Raw genomic sequence first — 19,264 nt, 5'->3', positions numbered from 1 at the left:
TGTTTTTAATTTTCGGAATAATACAAACCGAGAATAGAAGTCACCCTTCCTTTCCATAAAAAAAGAGACAATCCAGGGCAAGTATCGCTTCTGGATAGTCTCATAGGTTCAATGTTGTTGTGTACTACCATTTTTTCTTAGGGGGACAATGTGGCGGAAATGTCGGTTTTGGTGGTGGTGTTGTTGGAAAAGGAACTTGTTGATCTTGCAAAACCTTCAGACCAATACGCAAGACGATTTTTTCACGGACGGTCGAGAATGTTTTGGTTGTGTCTTTGCAACGCTTACTTTCCAAACCGATGTCTAATTCGGTGAATTCCGTGAATAACAACTCACAAAACGGTCTCTCATTGTAAACTTTTCGGTTGCCAAACAAACCTACGTTAATCTTTGCCGCATGACCAGATTTATTCAAATATTCGCCGTGCGACTCGAAATCTGGTGCCAGTTGCAAAGTCGGTCCTGTAGCCGGAAAGGTCAGATCCGTACAGAAATCGAACGGTATCAGCGCCGTTGTATGTCGTACATCACCGCATACAGCCGTTCCCGTTGCTTGATCGACTGTGGTGTACTCGATATGTTTGCGAATAAAACCGCTGACGAACAACTTTGCAGACAACGGGTTGAATGTGGGAACCAGCTCACATTGCTCTAGAATGACACTCTTTAATACCCGAACGATCTCAAGCGCAGGCTTCTCCAAATGGACATTAGCCTCCACACATACGACAGCAGCGGTTTCTGCCAACGTTACAGGTACTTTAATCGTTTTAGGAAAAGTGGTTTCGGTTGAAGCCATTCCAAACATACGGGCGTTTTCCACCCTGCAGCTATTTTGCGTAATTTCAGTTTGGCCACATTTACAGCCATCGCCATGAATACCCATTTTTACTCTCTCCTTTATCAGCCACCTACTCTCTTTATATTATATGGACTAGATTCAACATGGATTTGGCTAATGCCAAGCGTTATCTGCCCTTTTTTCTAGAATAGACTGTTTACCTTCTTCGTTATGTATGGGGGCGGAACAGGAACCAGCTGCTTCCGATACCACCATACACGGCCGCTAATGGTTGCCAAGCCGCTGAACTCCTTCCATCCTGATTGTGAATGGGTGAGCGGATTTGCCGTGATGTTGATTTGCCAGTCCCCCGTTTCTACCCATCTGTTCGTCGGACAAGCTGGTGCTGTAAGGAGAATGGCACTTGCTCCTACATTTTCTTTGGGCATGGAAGGTCGCAATACTGTGGAGGTAAAAGGAATGCGAATCGTTTCATGCTCTACTTTTTGCGAGTGGACTGTGAACCCCAAACCCTTGATTTCCAACTCACCTGACAGCCAGACAATCTTTTTGCTATCATCGTGCCGAACGTGCTGGACATCAATCTTACTTTGGCATTCCATCTCTTTCCAATCTAGCTTCCAGGGCACGCGTAAGGTATGGACCCACTCTACGTCCCAAATTTCTTCTAGGAAAGCAACCTGCATGAACGATTGACCCGTTTTTTCCACGTAGACTACTTTTGCTTGAATCAGTTCTTGCTGAGTTCTGTTGTTTTCTTGCGTAAGATCCTTGGCTTCCATGGAGGTGGGAGCAGTGGACTGCGATGTGGCTTGTTCAGTAGCTGTATGATTGACCAGAGGTCGAGACGCATGGTTTCGTTTGACCTTAGGTTTCTTGGAGCGATACATTTTCTGCTTTTTCATGGTACCTTCCTGAGGCTGCATCTGTTCCTTCGTTGCGACAAAGAGGAGCGGGAGTGATGCACTCGACTTTTTCAAGGAGCCTCGCTGGTTAAGAATTGGCTTTCTATTCTTAGGATTTTTTTTGTCGTTCAGCATGTCCTCACTCCTTTCCATCAAAACACTCCTCTCTTTATCCATACGTGATCGCCCGTCAGGTTGTATAGACACTTGCCCTTTCGCTAAACAATTTGTCTTCCCCTGACAAAAAAGAACAACTCTCTCCCGAAAAACCCAAGAAAGCCGTTGTCCTTTACTTTTTTAACGCTCCGACACTTATAATCTTGACCTCTGGATGTATCGTTACCTTCGCTTTGGAAAACGCCCTTCCCCAGTCGTCCTCCACTTTCTTCCATTCGTCATAGGCATAGGCACGAGCATATTTGCCCAACCCAATCGGATCGACTTGTTTTTTCTGGAGCTTGGCAATGACACCTTCCATTTTTTGTTTCATCACAGCAGCTATCGCGCGCTCCATTGCTGATTTGTCCTTGATTGGATTGACCTTCACCAAAACTTCCGTCAGCACGATCAAGTACGTAAAATGCAGGTCAAAATGGAATCGCCCGTCTTTAGCCGACGTTTTGTATTTGTAGTGGGTATAATCGACCGAGTAGCTAATACTTTTACTTTCTTCGTCCTTTTTTTGGAAATTTGGATCTGTGAGTTTGGCGGTCATGTAAATGGGGTGCTTCGTATCTTGTTGCAAAATAAGTAGTTGAATACTTTCCTCGGGACTGAGGGTGTCCACGTAATACCCCCGCTTATCAATGAGGGCTGTGCCTGCGATTTGTAATTTGTTTTCGCTCAGCTTTACCTGCGTCAAATAAGGCGTGATACCCTTTTCGTAAAACTGGTCATAGACGTTACGAGCCGTCGTATAAACACAGGCTTCACTCGTGTGTCCTGCCCGAATCAATTCACGCAAGTAGACAGGAAACCGCGGCTTATCCTTCACATCTACATTTATTACTCGTTCAATCGGATCATCCACCATGATTAGATCCGCATTAAGAGAGCTTTTGGGGTCGCGATAAAGTACATCCATCAAGTCAAACAAGCCTTTTTCCTGCAAAACCCGCTTCGCGATCACGATGTTTTGAACCTTGCCTGTTTCTGTAAGTCCATTCGCTTCATTATTCAACCGGTCCCGTCCCTCTCGAAAAGAAGACGCATGAACATGCAATAGCTCCATCTTTTTCTTGGCCTCTCGCTGAAAGACGGGTACAGCGGAGTAAATTTCCAGCTCCCCGTTCTTTTTGACATCGATCCCGAGAGTTAGTACTAGCGTTAACTCGTCGAGCCGATTTTGTCCTAAACACCCTGACGTCACCAACATGATCGAGAGAAGAATTGAAACGAACCTTCTTTTCATTTGTTCATCCTCATTTGAAGCTCCCCAATCGTCCTTACATACAGCCACAAACAGAACGGAAACAAATAAGAAAACACCAGTCCGATATGTCCTCCCCACTTTAGCATGGTACTCACCTGATGAAAGGTAGGATTATAGACAAAAGACAAAATGATAAAGCCTCCAGTCAAGACCTGAAGAACCTGCCGATGATTCGTGTAGGGAATCATCTGGCTGAAGCCGACGATTGACACAAAGTAGTAGGAAATACCGCTCGATGAAATCAAAAACAAGTTAAAGGCGGCAATAATGACCTCAATCCTCTCCACAAATGGGAATTCAATCGTTTCAAACAGCTCAAGAGTTGGCCAAATATACGTACTCACCTGATATGGGTTAAATTCAACAAAGCACGCAATGGTCACCAGAAGGTATACGAACAAAGTAATCGTATTCGCAATGACAATGCCTTTGCCAGCCTGTTGTTTTTTCTGCAAAAACGGATAGAGCACGAAAGCAAGCTCGAATCCGAGAAAGGACAAGACAGTCGTTTTCGTCCCCTTCAGAATAGGAAGCCATCCCTCCTTTAACACGGGGAGCAAATGAATAAAGTGCCCGTTCTTCATCGAAACAAAGAAAAGAGGAAGTATCAAAATCATCCCAATCTGAACAATTTCGGTATAACGTGCAAGCATCCTGATACCATATCGTGCAAGCATGTAAATAGGGATGAAAAAGAGGATCATCAAAAAATAGTTGGCTGTTTGTGGCAAAACCCACGTCTGCATAAGGTGAATAGCAGAAAAAAGCGTAATGGAAAAAATAAACAAGCTGTACAAAGCGAAGAGTAGAGATCCGAATCCGCCCAACCATTTACCAAAATAGCGCTTGAGCAGATCGTAAATCGTTTCATTCGGATGACGTTTCATGACATGGATAATCAATAAGCTGACGACGTTTGCCACTATCCACCCCAGTATGATAGAAATCCATCCATCTGTACTTGCTATCTCAGCCAAGTCTGAAGGAAGCGTAATAATTCCAACGCCAATCTGAACCTGCGAAATAAAGAAAATGTATTGGAACAACGTAATGTCATTGAGTCGATTGATCTTCATCTATCATCGCCACTGGAAGTTTGTTTTCTTTGCCGAATCGCTTGCTTTGGTAGATTGGACTGCGGACGTTTGATGAGGCTCCAGATCGGTAAGCGAATGAAACTATCTCGCCATCCCTCAAAATGAATCGGAGCAAACGGGCTACCATATGGTGTCCCCAGTGATTCTAGCGAGATAAGATGAATGACCAAGACCATCAAACCAATGACAATCCCGACAATCCCGAACAAGTAAGCGACAATCATCATCGGAAAACGCAGAATTCTCACTGCCGCTGCCAAATCGGGATTGGGCATGATGAATGACGCAATCCCTGTGGCAGCAACGACAATCACCATGATATTGCTAACAATCCCAGCGGATACAGCTGCTTGTCCAATCACAATACCCCCAACAATCCCCACTGTTTGACCGATCTTGGAGGGCAGACGCAAACCAGCCTCTCGCAACATTTCCAGCGTAATTTCCATAATAATGGCCTCTAAAAATGGCGGGATGGGCACACGCTCTCGAGACTCGCCAACCGATAAAATGAGGTCGAGTGGAATGATTTCATAATGGAAGGTCAGAGCAGCGATATAAAGAGCAGGTAGAAGCACAGAGATAAAAAAGCTGACAAACCGCAACAGCCTGATAAAGGAAGAAATGATCCAGCGATTGCTATAATCATCCGTGCTTTGAAAAAATGAAGCCAATGTAATCGGTCCAATCAGAGCCCAAGGAGAATGATCGACGATGATAGCGATACGCCCTTGCAGGATATGAGAGGCTACAGAATCCGGCCGTTCCGTTGTTAAAAACTGCGGAAATGGGGTGTAAGGATTGCTCTCAATCAACTCCTCCAACTCACCTATGTTGAGAATCGCATCAATATCGATCCGAGCGATTCTCTCCTCTAATTCTTCCAAAATGTCGTCATTCATAATATCTCCCAGATAGAGCAAGGCGATATTGGTCTTACTCCTTCGGCCAGCTTGTGTTTCTCTTATGATTAATGCGCGATCTGGAATGTAGCGGCGAACCATCGAAATGTTTTGCCCCAATGATTCCACAAAGCTCTGTCGTGACCCCTTAACAACAGACTCTGTTACAGGCTCATCGACGCTACGCTCTGGCCAGCCTTGTGTCCCCAGGAGCAAACAAGAATGTTCCCCTTCCACGAATAACACACTATAGCCGTTAAGAATGGCTTGTTCCACTTCTCTCCATGATTGAACAGCCTTTCTCGATCCAACAGTCAGCTCCAATCTTGAGATATCCGAAAACGCAATGGATTCAAAGAGCAGCGGTTTGAGGATATTGTTATTGATCATGGCCTTGTCGACCATCCCTTCCAAGTAAACAAGGAGAGCAGAAGTATTCGTCTGATTGATCATGAATTTATTCGTAATGATATCAGGAGCATGACAGAACGACGCTTGTAACCTTTTCAAATTCATCAGTAGGTCTGTGCTGACTACAGCGTCATTTGACGAGCACTCCCAATCTTTCATGCGTAGTCTTTTGCCAACACGTGTAAACGTATGTCTCATGACTAATTCTCCCTGTCCATGCATCATCAAATCCGCTGCATTCTCTCCTATAGTTACCCCGCCTTGCCAAAATTATGAATCACCAAGCGATCAAACCCTTGCGTACAACAAAAAGACATCCGCCCTTGTAACGGATGTCTTGCTCACTACGATTCTTCAATGCTGAGCTTTTCTTTTATCAGGTAACGGCATTTCACTTGTCCTTCCGTCATACACGAAGTACGTTCTACATGCGCATCTACTAGCGACTCAAACAAGGAGAGCTCGCATTGACATGCTTGGCGATAGCGAATCGCTACTTGTAGGAGAGGACAATTTGCTTCTTCAAGCGTATACAAACCATCTCTGATTTTTTCCAAGTGAGGCATGTATCCTTCATCCTTCTGTATGCTCGCCAACGTTTTCACTCGCTGGTCAAATCCTTGCCCTCTCATGACCTCTCGATAGGTTTGCAGCATCCTCGCCATTCGCTTCTCAAATAATTGATCGACGAAAGCTTCCCCATACAAATCCTGAATGCCCGCCACCATCTCTGTAGCTAAATCGCTGTAGTGACGCGGAAATAATTGTTCAGCCGTATTCGTTAGATGATACACATAGGCTGGTCTGCCTGTTCGTTGGCGAATGATTCGAGATTCGATATACCGTTCTCTATGCAAAACATCTAAATGCTTACGCACAGCGACTTTGGTTATGCCAAGATGCTTAGACAGCTCCTGGACATTGACCAAACGGCGCTTTTTTAGCAACACCAAAATTTCTCGACGTTTTTCCTGTTCTTGAAAATAGACCGCGTGTCTGTTCATGGATGGACCTGCCTTAGCGGATTGCTTCGTTATACAAACGATTGACTTCCTCCCAGTTGACCACATTCCACCACGACGAGACAAAATCAGGGCGTTTATTTTGGTACTGCAAATAATAAGCATGCTCCCACACATCTACGACCAATATAGGCGTTTTCTTCTCCATAAAAGGAGTATCCTGATTGGGTGTGCTCGTCACTTCCAACTTGTCTCCGTTGACGACGAGCCATCCCCATCCTGATCCGAAACGACTGACAGCTGCTTTTGTCAATTGATCCTTCATTTCCTCAAAACTTCCGAAATACTTGTCGATTCCTTTCGCAATATCCCCTGTTGGTTTCCCGCCGCCAGTCGGACTCATGATTGACCAATACAAGCTATGTCCATAATGTCCGCCTCCATGATTTCGAACTGCCATGCGAATGTCTTCCGGGATATCCTCCAAGTTACTGATTAATTCTTCGACCGAAGCATTCCTGAACTGCGAGTAGTTTTCTAGGGCCTTGTTTAAGTTGGCCACATACGTTGCATGATGCTTTCCGTGATGAATTTCCATCGTTCTCGCATCCAGGTAAGGTTCCAGCTCATCATAGCAATATGACAGTTCCGGTAACGTAAAGGCTTCCATTTCCTATTTCCTCCAATCTTGATTGTCGGTTACAAGCCTAGTTTACAAGATGAAAAATATTTTGTACATATCCAAATTTGTTTCCTTGATGCAAAATTTAATTACGTATGAAGCTTGCATTGCAAACAACACCGCTATATTGTAAAATATCGACAACTTATCTTTCCTAAAGGAAACAATTTTTCTTCATGTCAAATATTTGGTGCAGGAAGGAATATGATTCCATGAACGTCGTATTGGCAAAGGAACCGCCATATCCTGTTTTCCAGCCCCTGGTGCATCTGACGACAGGACAATTTTTCGGGTACGAAGCACTTCTTCGCTCCTCCACACACCACTCGCCAGACTTTCTTTTTCGAAAGGCTCGGTCAGAAGGACACTTATATGAATTGGATACGTTATCGATGAAAACAGCAATTGAATCATACTTTACGAGGGTGACTTTTCACGATCATGTCCCGCTCTTGTTCATCAATGTGTTTCCTTCTACGTTATTGAACCCTGCTTTCCCATCGTTTATTACCGAAAGCTTGTTTGGATCGTGGAACAGTCGAATTGTCTTGGAAATCAACGAGGCTAATGAAGAAGACAAGATGTGGGAGATAAGACTGTTGGGGCAAAAAATACGTGAGCTACGTCAGCATGGATTCCAGATCGCATTAGATGATGTCGGCTCGGGTGCCGCGTCATTAAAAAAGATCGTGGAGTATGAACCAGATATCGTTAAGCTCGATAGGTACTTCGGCAAGCAATTGTCCTCCATGCCGAATAAGCAAAAACTCGTCTCGCTTTTCGTCCAATACTGCCAAGATCAAACGCAGCTTGTACTGGAAGGAATCGAGGAGCCGGAGGACTTATCTGTCGCTTTGGCACTTGGGGTACCTATTGGTCAAGGTTTTTTGCTAGGGCACCCAGAACCACTTCAAGCCACACAAAAAAGACGATGAAAGCTTTCTCATCGTCTCTCGTGTCTGACTATTTTTCTACCGACTCTATGGAAGCGTTCAGTGCATGAGCCACATATTCTTCTGCACTGTGCTGAATTTGCTCATCCGAAACTCCCAATACCCCTTGGAACAAGAACGGTTTCAAGAATTTCATTCCCGTTAAATTCGCCATCGCATGCAGCGGTTTGATCAGTTCGCTGATGGAATAGTAGTTGTATCCTTCACGTTGATAAGCTTCCTCAGGTCCGCCTGTAGAAATTGCGAGGAGAAGCTCTTTTCCATGCAGCTTGTCTCCTTCAGATCCGTAAGCCCAACCATACGTCAACACAGCATCCTGCCACTGTTTCAAAAGTGCTGGTGTGCTGTACCAGTAAAGCGGAAATTGAAAGACGATACGATCGTGCTCCTGCATCAGCTTTTGCTCTTGTTCAACATCGATCTGGAAATCTGGATAGGCAGCGTATAAATCGTGAACTGTTACGCTTTCTTCTTTTTGCATTCTTTGCTTCCATGCTTTATTGATACGAGATTGAGACATGCTAGGGTGTACTGCGATAACGAGAGTTTTCATGGATATCCTCCATTTTATTTGTTTGTACATACAAATTAACAGAAAGACAGGACACTGTCAACTCTCCCGTTCCTTACAAATGCTGGAATCAGGACTCCGACTCGTTCTTTTCCAGCATTTCGACTGTCTCGTGAATCATCTGTGTAACTGATTTTGCCTGAGCTTCTCCAAGCAATGCCACATAGTTTTTGTACATATCTGTAATGGCTTCTTCTATGTTAGCTTGAGCTTCGCGCCCCTTTTTCGTAGGCAAAACGAAGATGTTTTTCCCCTCTACTTCTCGCTCCAGAAAGCCTTTTCCAACAAGCTTATCGACAAAACGAGTAATCGTTGATGGTGTCATATGAAGAATTTGCGCCAATTGGGTCGGGGTCACTTTCTCCTTTTCGTTTACAGCCAACATGAGATACGCATGAGTAGGAGAAAATCCATAACGCTGGAAGGATTCCTCCGCCATTTTCGTAATCACACGGGATAAACGATTGGAAGTGAAAAACAAACAGTTATGCAAATTGTCGCTATTCAAGCCAAAAATCCCCCTATTGCTGTTCTTCGGTCCTTGCGACTGTCTCGTCGCTCTCCCCTAACTATACGCGATATTTCGGTCAAATGTAAGCGAAAGAAAAATCCCTCACAAGGAGGGATTACAGACGAAACATTTGTTGTTCCGCATATTGTACCAAGCGCTTCGTCATTTCTCCGCCGACAGAGCCATTTTGGCGTGCCGACGTATCTGCGCCCAACTCGACTCCGAATTCAGCAGCGATCTCGTACTTTAATTGATCAAGTGCTGCGCGAGCTTGTCCAGATACCAAGGAATTCGAACGTGCCAATGCTGTTCACCTCTGGTTGTGATTGATTGTTTCATGGTAGTATGTGCAGATTATGGGAGTGTATTCAAACATGCTCCGACCTTTGTCTTTGCTCTTGGGAAACCATACCACCCACCATGTAAATCGGCACGCCTTCCTCCGCATACACTTTTCTCGCAATGTTCGTTTGCTCCCATTTTTCTAATAACGTCGCAGCTTCATCCATGGTGATTCTGGCATTGTAAGCCAACTCGTAAACAGCTACAGCACCGCCATTCTTCGTAGCTACTTGCAGTGCAATTCGCTCCATTCTCTCTAGCTCCGGTTTTTTTGTGAAGGCAAAATGACCGTAGATCCCCCCTATGATGGTACAAGCGAGAATAAAGATAAGGCTGTTCCAATGTACAAGGGCATAGCCGCCTACATAGCTGAAGACAAATGCCAAACAGCAAAACAGCAGAAATCTCGACCTTTTATCGATCCATGCAGGGATCGGATCATACTCTTCGTCATATTCGTTTACTTCCGACTCATCCGTATAATTCGGAAAGTGATAGATGATTCCACCATCTTCTTGATACGTAATCGAGCAGTAGTTACTTTTGTGCCAGTTATCGATCATGGGCTCCATTGATTGATAGCTTTCATGCGTATAATAAGGAATCTCTTTCGGATTGAGTTCCCCTTCGTTATCCATGACATACGTTAAAACATCGTGTTCCGAATGTCGTTTATCCTCTTTTTGAAGGGATGACAGGAGGTAATGTCCGATTAAAACGAGAAAGGTAAGTGCAACTATTGCAGCCGAGATATACTCTCTCATGTTCAAGAAAATCTGTTCTTCGGAGATGGCAATCAATGTGCCAATGACTCCTCCCAATACGACTTGTAAGATTCTTTTTTTGCGTTTTCGCTGGGTCTGTTCCAGCTCGCTCGTTTCCTCATCATCCAGGTCCTCATGGTCGTCACTTTCATAAGGCATGTGTCCGTAAACATGATCGTCCAACTGATAAACGGCCATCCTGCCAGGCTCGGATGACGTGCGCAGAACCTTTCGTCCTTCCAAATCCTTCAATACTTGCTCACATTGCCATAGCGTTAACTCCGATTCCAGAGCAAACGAAGCAGCAGAAACGATCCCATGATTACGGTTAGCAACCGTCATTGCAACTGCTTGATGTGTTCGTTGTATCTGCTTCCTAACAAGCCTTTTCCCTTCAAAGTAAAAGACCAAATAGCCAATGGTAATGAGAGTCATAAAGATTGCTAAAAAGATAGTGTTGTCTAAGATTTGATAGAGTCCATCCACAATAAAATAACTTGCCTGAAAAAAGAGATAAAAAATTGCTCCTATTACTAAAATGAAGACGATTATAGGCATTCAATCCTCAATCCTTTGCTTTTATTCTCTTGGTCCCATCGCCTCTCATTCCTCCATTTCATGCAAGCCAACGAAATAGTACAGGATGTCACCTGTCTCCGCCACACTTAAGTCAGCGACCCCCTCTTTTTGAAGCTTTTCTAATATATTTTGGGCTTTAAGAATCGTTAGATCGGATTGGGATGCGATGTCTGCTGCTGTCACATAACCATGCTGAGCACGCGCAACAGAGAGAATAAACAGAATTTTTTTAGCCTCTAAGTTATCAAAAAACTTGAGCTTCTTAAGTGATTTAGATTTTGCTCTTCTGAATTTGATTTCAAGTGGCAATCCAAGGATGAAACCAAGTGTCATGGCATTTACCACATAATGTAAGGCAGTCATTTCATAAGGAATGTACGCTTCAAATCTGTCCTCATAAAAATAGAGCAGAAAAGCCTCCACATAAGGTTGTAGGATCGGTTGCAACCAAAGTGATAACAACCAAATGCAAATCATCATCCCAAAAACAATCATGAAATCCCTTCTTTTCACTCTATTTTTCAGAAAATATCGTTCGACTAAATTTTACCTGAATAAATAGTGAAAGACACCAACAAATTGCTAGCGTCTTGGGACCTATTTTTCCATGATCCTCGAAGTATATTTGCTCTTGTATCAGGAAGCAGTCGAATTCTATGCAAAAGTGTTTCATACAGAACCACCACAATTTAATAGATATGGCGATACACCGCCCGATCCAAACTACATCATGCCTGAAGAAGCCAAAAATCTCATTATGCACACACGACTTGTGATTGACGGAAGCTCTGTTATGTTTTCTGATGCATTCCCTAGCATGCCTTATGTCGAAGGAACAAACTTCAGTCTGGCCATCGTCAATAAAGACCTGGAGGGCATTACAAGAGACGTTTTGGAGCAAATGCTATGGAAGTGTCGTCGATCGATTTGGTATCGAGTGGCAGTTTAATTACGAGGAATAGCAATCGGATAAGCATTGATTATTTTTACTAGAATGGACAAAAAAGACACTAACATCGTGTTAGTGTCTTCTCATATGAGCGATGCGATGGGTAGATTCCTAAGGTGACGAGAACCCCCCCATATATGTAAAGCTTATCTCCCGAACCTGCACCTGTTGCCTGCCAACCGGACTTTCCAGCACAACAGAATCGTGTGGAGCCGCTAGCAGCAGTTGCCTGCCGATGGGCGATAAGAATGAAATTCTGTTGTTATCCGGGTCAATGTCTGTGGGATAAACCACAGTAAATGACTCCTCAAATTGATCTTCTTCAAATAGCACTTTTACGCTACTGCCTAATAAAGTAATTGCTTTAAGCGATTGAAAGAGTGCACTGTCTTCTTTTACCAAAAGACTTTCAAGTGTTTGCTTGTATCGCTCGACAATTTCATCAATGGCTTGCTTTTCTTTTCCATAGTTCCGTACATATTGATCGTAAAAGAGTGAATACTGCTCGTCAAAAAAGACAAGCTGGTTGATCAGATGATTTCTCGTGCCATTCAAAATACTAGGGTTCATAGTAGATTTCACCCCCCAGTTGCTTTTCATAGACATGTTTGATGAACGTAATGTTCTTCATCGGAAAAACCCTCCTTAAAAAAATAGCCCCCGAAGGGACTCTCATCATTGTATCAATAATTACAAAATGATTCCATCTACTGTTCAGAAATGGTCATCCAGCTCATTGGTAAAAAGCTGAAATCCGTTTTTTCCGTTTTTCTTCACTTGGTACATGGCAGCATCAGCATTTTTGAGCAATTGCTCTTCACTGCATCCGTGATCGGGATACACGGCTACGCCAATACTCGCCGAGACGTAATAATCTTTTCCTTGCAAGCGATAGGGGATCTCGATTTCCTTAACTACTCGATCAGCCAACGTCGAAAACTCGTGATCATCTTCAACATTTTGGCAGATCAGTGTGAATTCATCACCACCCACACGAGCAATCGTCACCTCGAATCCTTCCGCGCTTTTTTTGATCCGATCACTCACTTCTTGCAAAAAATGATCCCCATACATATGACCCAGAGAGTCATTGATCATTTTAAAACGATCGATGTCTAGTACCAGCACAGCAAATCGCGTATCCTGTTCTCTATTGCTAACAATCGCCTCATGCAAGGCTTGATGGAGCTTCCTTCTGTTCGGCAAGCCGGTTAAATCGTCGTGAAACGCCTGATATTCCATCACCGATTTGGCGCGATGCTCCAGCATACGTATCTGGTCTTCGTACGCCTCCAGGACCAATTGCTGCTCAAAGCTAAGTAGCTTCGTAATGGCTTGAGCCAGTTTTTTCGAGTCAGGATAAACTTCTTTCCGATCATCTATCATTCGCATGAGTGTGCCTAACAGGTTTTGAAAAGAACCTATGTACCACTTGGAAGGAAGCCCGATTTTTTGATGAACCATCGCAATCTTCAATCGTTTTTCAATGAAGGCAGGATCGATCCGGCCGTCAAACATCTCGATTAAATGATTCATTAAGGTTTGACGTAAACGTTCAGCGGTTGTGTGCTCCATCACGATTTGTTTCAAAGAGTCCACATGGAGAATCGATTCATAAAAAGAAGAAGTAATCTGCTCAATTTCAGTCTCAATGACAGGACGAAACGCTGCGATTAATTGCAAATCCTCTTCCGTCAAGTTAATCATGTTCATTTGTGCGATAACTTCGGTGTTTCCTTCTATTAATATCCGTGCAGAATCGTCTGCCGGCGAAATCGACGGTTGGCAGCATGCAGCGCTGTTTTCCTTGGACGAATTTGATGACTTCTGCATTTACATAGATTCTCCCTTTCCATAGAACCAACGTACTTATAGGCTCATGCTTATTCATAAATATTCATTCGACATAATTCTACATTAACCTCCCATGTTTATCCATGGCGATGATGAATACTACCTCTCGGGGAAAAGGAAAGAGTCTGCACGCTTTATGTACAGACTCTAAATGTTCTTTCAGTCTTTTATTGTCTGACCATATCTGGTTGAAGCTCACCTTTTCCGTATGGATTATCGCCAATCAATACGATCTTATCATCATCGGTGACCAGTACATGATAATGCGAGCCTGGTCCTTCAATCGCATAGTCATACGAAGAGGAAATCAGTCTAACGGGGGCAGCCACTTTTTGCTTTTTAAGCGGTTCCCATTCGTGTTCGAAGATTTGCCCATCCTTGGTAATCCGCAAACGTCCGCTCATCATGGCAATGTCTTCTTCCGTTTTGGGTTCCAGCTTCACTTTGATAGCTCCTACGTCATTTCCTTCGCTCTCAGGAAGAACCTGAATTTCCTGAACCTTGCCTGCATCATTGATCGCCCATACTGATGCGATATCCTTTGTATAACGGACAAAATACTCAGGTGCAAGCTCACGAATTCCTTCCAAACCAGCTATCTGCGCAAATGAAGTGAACGGCTCATCATTCTTCCGTTCTGCGTACAATACCTGACCATTTTTCGTCACAGCAAAAAACGTATAAAGATTGGCATAAAGCTTTGTCACATCCGCTGCCAATTTTGAATCGATCTTGAGGGTTTCCACTTTTTGTGGGCGCAAGTTCGTGATGACATACACCCCTCCGCGTTCGGCGGAATCATAACTAAATTCCACAGTCAGGAATTGGTCATCTTCCGTACGCAATAAGAGATGCTCTTCTCCACCAACGAAATCCTTGATGCGAGAAGGCAACACCAATGTTTCACAGCTGCTAAATTCACTGGTCCACAACTGGATTTGTCCGTTCTCATTCAAGGTAACCGGAGAATCCATGATGCTATCCAATGTTTTTACTTTCGTAGGTCCTTTCACTTCATGTGGCACTCGATCCGCGCCAAAACTCCATACAGAACCATCCTTACGAACGAAGTACGGTCGATCCAGCTCAGTTACTGCCTGTTTTACATCACGTAATTCGCCCAATTCTGTCCATTTGTCAAACGTAACAGGGATTCGTCCCAGCTGTCCTGTCATATTGCTGCCAAATGAATAGACGTTTCCTTTTTTATCGAGAGCAATCACATGGTCGGTACCCGCCTGTACGTCTGTAATATCAGAAAGACCTGCTACTTTGACAGGCTCCTCGAGCTCATTTTCCAGATTCGCACCGAGCATTCCAAGTGTATTATGTCCCCAGCCCCAGACAGTTCCGTCCGCTTTTACCACCAAGTATAATCCTTCTCCGCCAACTGCCATCCGCGTGGCACCATCTGCATGAGCGGCACGCACTACTTTTTCATTTTCTTTTGAATTGTAACTATACACTTCGCCCTTTTCTGTTTGGATCAAGGCGCGATCCGTGTAATCGACGGCTACCTGTTTAACTTTCCCCGGGATATCCATTACTTGCAGATTTTCTGTGTTCAGCTCACCAATTTTGCCATCGAGATAAAGAAGCTTCCCTTGGTCATCTATTGCAAACAAGGAAAACGCTGAACTATACATGTCACGGATATTCGAGAGCTTCGTCACCTTTTCGGCTGCTTTCGCTCCTTTTTCCCATTTCAGTAGGGTACCATCTTCTTTCAGTAAAAAGAGGACACCTTCATGAAGGTCGAGCTGCTGAATGTTCTTGATTTTATCCAGACCGACCAGTTTTTCTGGTGCTTTCTTCTCATCGATCTTCCATACATCACCGGCGCCCGTGAGGACATAATCCGTCGTGACTTGCTTGGCATCTTTGATCCCGGCTAGCTTGTGCGGTTCATACTTCTTGTCAGATTGATAGCCCCATTTCCACACTTGCCCATCCCCTGTAAAGGCAAACGAAATACCTGGCCTCCACCCATAGCCTGCTTCATCAAAAATGATGCCTGTTGCAATCGCAGTAATCCCTTCCAGTACCGGCTTATTCTCCAATGGTTTCCATGGCTTCATCGTGATGTCCGAAGCATCCGCTTTCGTGTCATCTTGGCTGCAGGCCTGAAGCTTCATCTCGGGATTGCCCGTCGTGCCAGGCGATGCTTCTACTTTTTGGGAAACTGCCTTCGCAGGGGATGCAGCAACGACCCCACCCGTCGTCAATAGGGAGAGTACCGCGGTATAGCTCAATAGTGCTACCCATTTCTCTCTTCGTACCATCATGAATCTCCTCACCATCGTCTAATGTAAACAATTGTAAGACGCTGGCAACTCGAATTGCGTTACTGTTTTTTTCGATTACTTTAGTACGCTTCTCACTGTTTCAGTCCAGATATCCCTCTGATCTAACTCAATCCCCATCAGCATGTAATTACTGATATTATCAACGACGAGTGCTAGAATATGAGCCTTTGCTACGACTCGGTCAGGACTGACGACACCTAACGCTATCCCTCGTTCCAATAAGGAGGTAAAGCCCTGCAAAAAATCTTCTTGCATCATACGCAGCTTGTCACGGTACTTCTCTTTTTGACTGACAGACAGCAGAAATTGATTGAAGACACGTAAAAAGGCATAATCCTCTTCCTCGCTCGGCAATAGCTTCAACCCAGTTTCGATAAGGAGTTCCGCGAAATTGTCAGCTGTAAAGTCCGTAACCGTGAAAAAATGAGAGAATGTATAGTTTCCAAACAGTTGATCAAATAAATAATCGAGAAGTGCGTCCTTTGATGCAAAGTGATAGTAGATCGCCGGCTTCGTGATCCCTACTTCTGTAGCAATCATCGTCAGGCTCGTCTTCTCAATCCCATGCTCCGCGAATAATTGATAGGCTGCTTCTACAATATGTTGATGTGTTTTATTATCTTTTGACATGAATGACGTCTCCTTTGGCAAATCGATCCCATACGCTTTAGCCTACTGATTGTTAAGTCAAATTGCAACCGGATACAAAAAAGAGCTTTACCATGGATTCGGCAAAGCTCCACTATTCATTCAGTCTTGTTGTTCGCTCGGCTCATCAGTAAGGCTTGGACGGACGGGATTTCTCTTCGGCTTCTTTGACAGCCGCTCCGGGATTCGTTGCGCCCATCGGTCCGCCCATCTCTTCGCTATTTCCGCCATTGCCCTCTGCGACTCCAGCTTTCAAACGCTGGCCGTACTCTTGGTCACATTGCGAGAAGTAACCGAGCATTTTCTCTTGAATGCGAGGATCACAGGAGAGGAGTGCATCTGTCAGATTGGCAATGAGGTCTTCTCTTTCCCAGTCTTCCATCAGGCGATAACGTTCTCCCGCCTGTTTGAAATCGTTGGTGCGATCAATTTTTTGACGAACGACCTTCCCTTCCACTTCTGGCTGATGATCAGGAGCGGCTTGCTTGGCTTCCTGCAATCCGCCAATCGTCGATGGCTCATAGTTAATATGTCGCTGCGTTCGATCTACATGGTACAGCATTTGACCGCCTTCCTGGTTGGTAGCGACATGCTTTTTGGGAGCGTTGACCGGAAGCTGCAAATAGTTGGCACCAACCCGATAACGCTGCGTGTCGGAGTAGGAGAAGGTCCTTCCTTGCAGTAGCTTGTCATCGGAAAAATCAAGCCCATCCACTAAAACACCTGTCCCAAATGCTGCTTGCTCGACCTCAGCAAAATAGTTATCCGGGTTTTTGTCCAGTACCATTTTGCCTACAGGGAGAAACGGAAATTTATCTTCGGGCCATATTTTCGTTGGATCAAGCGGATCAAAATCGAGCTCTGGGTGATCGTCATCACTCATGATCTGGACGCACATTTCCCACTCCGGATATTCTCCTCGCTCAATCGCTTCGTACAAGTCCTGTGTGGCATGATTAAAGTTTTTCCCTTGAATCTCTTCCGCCTGTTTTTGTGTCAAATTTTTAATTCCTTGCGTTAAAGGCTGCCAATGGTATTTGACCAGGACCGCTTTTCCTTCGTGGTTTACCCACTTGTACGTGTTTACGCCAGAGCCTTGCATTTGCCGATAGTTCGCTGGTATTCCCCACGGGGAGAACAAAAACGTGATCATATGCATGGCCTCAGGCGTGTTCGAGATAAAGTCAAAGATCCGTTCCACGTCTTGAATGTTTGTGACAGGATCAGGCTTGAACGCATGTACAAGATCAGGAAACTTCATCGCATCCCGAATGAAAAAAACTTTGAGGTTATTGCCAACCAGATCCCAGTTCCCGTCCTCTGTATAAAACTTCACCGCAAACCCACGTGGATCACGCAATGTTTCGGGAGAATGTGTGCCATGAATGACCGTAGAAAACCGTACAAACACAGGCGTTTTTTTCCCCCGCTCCGAAAACAGCTTTGCTCTTGTGTACGTAGAAATCGGTTCATCACCAGCGGTTCCATACGCTTCAAAATAGCCGTGCGCTCCTGCTCCTCGGCTATGCACGACACGCTCAGGTGTTTTCTCCCGATCAAAATGTGTGATTTTTTCCAGAAAGTCGTAATTCTCCAGGACGGTTGGCCCGCGATTTCCAACGGTCCGCAGGTTCTGGTTGTCTGTAATCGGATGGCCTTGGCGATTCGTCAGGATATTTTCTTCTGACTGGTTGATGGACTTGCTGTTGTCATCCATATGAATCCTCCCTGTCCAGTTTTTCTCATGTGTGGTTCATAACCATGGTTACCGAATGAGGGATTCTTTATGCGAAAAGACTAAATAGCTTCGTAAGCAAAATCATCGTTAAGCACTGGAACCGTGCTACTCTGATTCCACTCCGCTGCAAGTGCGACATCTTCCGGGTACCCCCTGCTGATCAGCTCTTGGCCAGTTGCACATTTCTGCAAGTAAGCGAGAAGATAAACTTGGGCGGATCGGAATGCTGCCACCGCCATTTCGGCCTCTGGTGACAATCGATACCCCTCCAATTCGTGAAGCAGCGCACCTGCCGCAATCATATCCTCCATAGCGGGTCGCAATGCTCCATTTCCCCACCGTTCACCGCAAGCGATGACCGTTACGGTTCCTTTCTGCTGCTGTATGTATTTGGCGACAGATGGCGCATTTCGTAAGCATGCAGCGATTACCTTCGCACCTGTTTTCTTTGCCAACACGGTACAGGTCGATCCGTTTGGCGAGGGTAACACCATTCTACTTCCCATCGGAACCGTTTTCAGACAGGCGGGTGAAAGGGAAATTGGTTCTCCGCGTTTTCCAGCGAGCAACGCTGCTTTTTGTTTCGCGAATGCTACAGCTGACTCATCCTTTACCTGACAAGGATAGACGATACCTCCACGTCCCGTTACGATATCGACACACGTGCTGAAGGAGAGCACATCGATAATGACGATCATATCCGATGCTGCCCCGACCTGTTCCACCCCTTCGTATCCCCAATCAAATCGAGCTGTATAGTCTAGTTGTTGCATACAGGCGTTTCTCCCAAAACCTCCACCATCCTCTATCAAAAATAGTTACTCGTCCCCTTACGTTCGCCGTTACAAATCAAGCC

Annotated in this window: 19 protein-coding genes and 1 pseudogene; 2 read left to right on the top strand and 18 right to left on the bottom strand. The window is 44.8% G+C overall.

What is annotated here, in order from left to right; genetic code table 11:
• Positions 1-124 precede the first annotated feature (124 nt).
• The 7 genes from ACQ5DJ_RS05575 to ACQ5DJ_RS05545 form a co-directional block, all read right to left on the bottom strand.
• Complete coding sequence (locus tag ACQ5DJ_RS05575) at positions 125-886, bottom strand: CsxC family protein (protein WP_429841562.1); 762 nt, start codon at positions 884-886, stop codon at positions 125-127.
• Positions 887-984: 98 nt separating this feature from the next.
• On the bottom strand, positions 985-1,842 hold the full coding sequence (locus ACQ5DJ_RS05570) for a hypothetical protein (RefSeq protein WP_429841561.1): 858 nt from the start codon (positions 1,840-1,842) through the stop codon (positions 985-987).
• Positions 1,843-1,996: 154 nt separating this feature from the next.
• Complete coding sequence (locus ACQ5DJ_RS05565; RefSeq protein WP_429841560.1) at positions 1,997-3,118, bottom strand: Ger(x)C family spore germination protein; 1,122 nt, start codon at positions 3,116-3,118, stop codon at positions 1,997-1,999.
• Positions 3,115-4,215: a GerAB/ArcD/ProY family transporter gene (locus tag ACQ5DJ_RS05560; protein WP_429841559.1), complete on the bottom strand. Its 1,101-nt coding sequence runs from the start codon at positions 4,213-4,215 to the stop codon at positions 3,115-3,117. The genes ACQ5DJ_RS05565 and ACQ5DJ_RS05560 overlap by 4 nt, the downstream gene beginning before the upstream one ends.
• A complete protein-coding gene (locus ACQ5DJ_RS05555; RefSeq protein WP_429841558.1) occupies positions 4,212-5,747 on the bottom strand; it encodes a spore germination protein in 1,536 nt (511 codons plus the stop codon). The genes ACQ5DJ_RS05560 and ACQ5DJ_RS05555 overlap by 4 nt, the downstream gene beginning before the upstream one ends.
• A gap of 146 nt (positions 5,748-5,893) precedes the next feature.
• Positions 5,894-6,553, bottom strand: coding sequence for a helix-turn-helix transcriptional regulator (locus tag ACQ5DJ_RS05550; protein WP_429841557.1), 660 nt, complete (start codon positions 6,551-6,553; stop codon positions 5,894-5,896).
• Between the two features lie 13 nt (positions 6,554-6,566).
• Positions 6,567-7,181, bottom strand: a complete 615-nt coding sequence (locus ACQ5DJ_RS05545; protein ID WP_429841556.1) for a superoxide dismutase — start codon at positions 7,179-7,181, stop codon at positions 6,567-6,569.
• Between the two features lie 224 nt (positions 7,182-7,405).
• Here ACQ5DJ_RS05545 and ACQ5DJ_RS05540 point away from each other — a divergent pair, with 224 nt between their 5' ends.
• The gene (locus ACQ5DJ_RS05540; RefSeq protein WP_429841555.1) at positions 7,406-8,128 is read left to right on the top strand and encodes an EAL domain-containing protein; all 723 of its coding nucleotides are present in this window, start codon (positions 7,406-7,408) and stop codon (positions 8,126-8,128) included.
• A 28-nt stretch (positions 8,129-8,156) separates the two neighbouring features.
• On the opposite strand, the gene ACQ5DJ_RS05535 is transcribed toward ACQ5DJ_RS05540, so the two are convergent.
• The 5 genes from ACQ5DJ_RS05535 to ACQ5DJ_RS05515 form a co-directional block, all read right to left on the bottom strand.
• Complete coding sequence (locus ACQ5DJ_RS05535) at positions 8,157-8,699, bottom strand: NAD(P)H-dependent oxidoreductase (protein ID WP_429841554.1); 543 nt, start codon at positions 8,697-8,699, stop codon at positions 8,157-8,159.
• Positions 8,700-8,787: 88 nt separating this feature from the next.
• Complete coding sequence (locus ACQ5DJ_RS05530) at positions 8,788-9,225, bottom strand: MarR family winged helix-turn-helix transcriptional regulator (RefSeq protein ID WP_390231684.1); 438 nt, start codon at positions 9,223-9,225, stop codon at positions 8,788-8,790.
• 118 nt (positions 9,226-9,343) lie between these two features.
• Entirely contained in the window at positions 9,344-9,532 is a 189-nt protein-coding gene (locus ACQ5DJ_RS05525) for an alpha/beta-type small acid-soluble spore protein (protein WP_017248903.1), read from the bottom strand.
• Between the two features lie 64 nt (positions 9,533-9,596).
• Entirely contained in the window at positions 9,597-10,892 is a 1,296-nt protein-coding gene (locus ACQ5DJ_RS05520) for a DNA primase (RefSeq protein WP_429841553.1), read from the bottom strand.
• Between the two features lie 45 nt (positions 10,893-10,937).
• The gene (locus ACQ5DJ_RS05515) at positions 10,938-11,408 is read right to left on the bottom strand and encodes a MarR family transcriptional regulator (RefSeq protein WP_429841552.1); all 471 of its coding nucleotides are present in this window, start codon (positions 11,406-11,408) and stop codon (positions 10,938-10,940) included.
• Between the two features lie 112 nt (positions 11,409-11,520).
• Here ACQ5DJ_RS05515 and ACQ5DJ_RS05510 point away from each other — a divergent pair.
• Positions 11,521-11,875 (top strand): annotated as a pseudogene (locus ACQ5DJ_RS05510) (VOC family protein).
• 98 nt (positions 11,876-11,973) lie between these two features.
• Here the strand turns inward: ACQ5DJ_RS05510 and ACQ5DJ_RS05505 are convergent.
• From ACQ5DJ_RS05505 to ACQ5DJ_RS05480, 6 genes are all read right to left on the bottom strand, one after another.
• Positions 11,974-12,432 (bottom strand): GreA/GreB family elongation factor, encoded by a 459-nt coding sequence (locus ACQ5DJ_RS05505; RefSeq protein WP_429841551.1) that lies wholly within the window; start codon positions 12,430-12,432, stop codon positions 11,974-11,976.
• A 144-nt stretch (positions 12,433-12,576) separates the two neighbouring features.
• Positions 12,577-13,695: a diguanylate cyclase domain-containing protein gene (locus ACQ5DJ_RS05500; protein ID WP_429841550.1), complete on the bottom strand. Its 1,119-nt coding sequence runs from the start codon at positions 13,693-13,695 to the stop codon at positions 12,577-12,579.
• A 188-nt stretch (positions 13,696-13,883) separates the two neighbouring features.
• Entirely contained in the window at positions 13,884-16,001 is a 2,118-nt protein-coding gene (locus ACQ5DJ_RS05495) for a regulator (RefSeq protein ID WP_429841549.1), read from the bottom strand.
• 75 nt (positions 16,002-16,076) lie between these two features.
• A complete protein-coding gene (locus ACQ5DJ_RS05490) occupies positions 16,077-16,652 on the bottom strand; it encodes a TetR/AcrR family transcriptional regulator (protein ID WP_429841548.1) in 576 nt (191 codons plus the stop codon).
• A 145-nt stretch (positions 16,653-16,797) separates the two neighbouring features.
• Positions 16,798-18,387, bottom strand: a complete 1,590-nt coding sequence (locus ACQ5DJ_RS05485) for a catalase (RefSeq protein ID WP_429841547.1) — start codon at positions 18,385-18,387, stop codon at positions 16,798-16,800.
• 80 nt (positions 18,388-18,467) lie between these two features.
• A complete protein-coding gene (locus ACQ5DJ_RS05480) occupies positions 18,468-19,181 on the bottom strand; it encodes a 2-phosphosulfolactate phosphatase (protein ID WP_429841546.1) in 714 nt (237 codons plus the stop codon).
• Positions 19,182-19,264: the final 83 nt, after the last annotated feature.

It is taken from the genome of Brevibacillus sp. FIR094 (assembly GCF_050477165.1).
Classification (GTDB): domain Bacteria; phylum Bacillota; class Bacilli; order Brevibacillales; family Brevibacillaceae; genus Brevibacillus.
The sequence above is the reverse complement of the archived record's forward strand: the minus strand, read 5'-3'. Positions and strand labels throughout refer to the sequence as shown.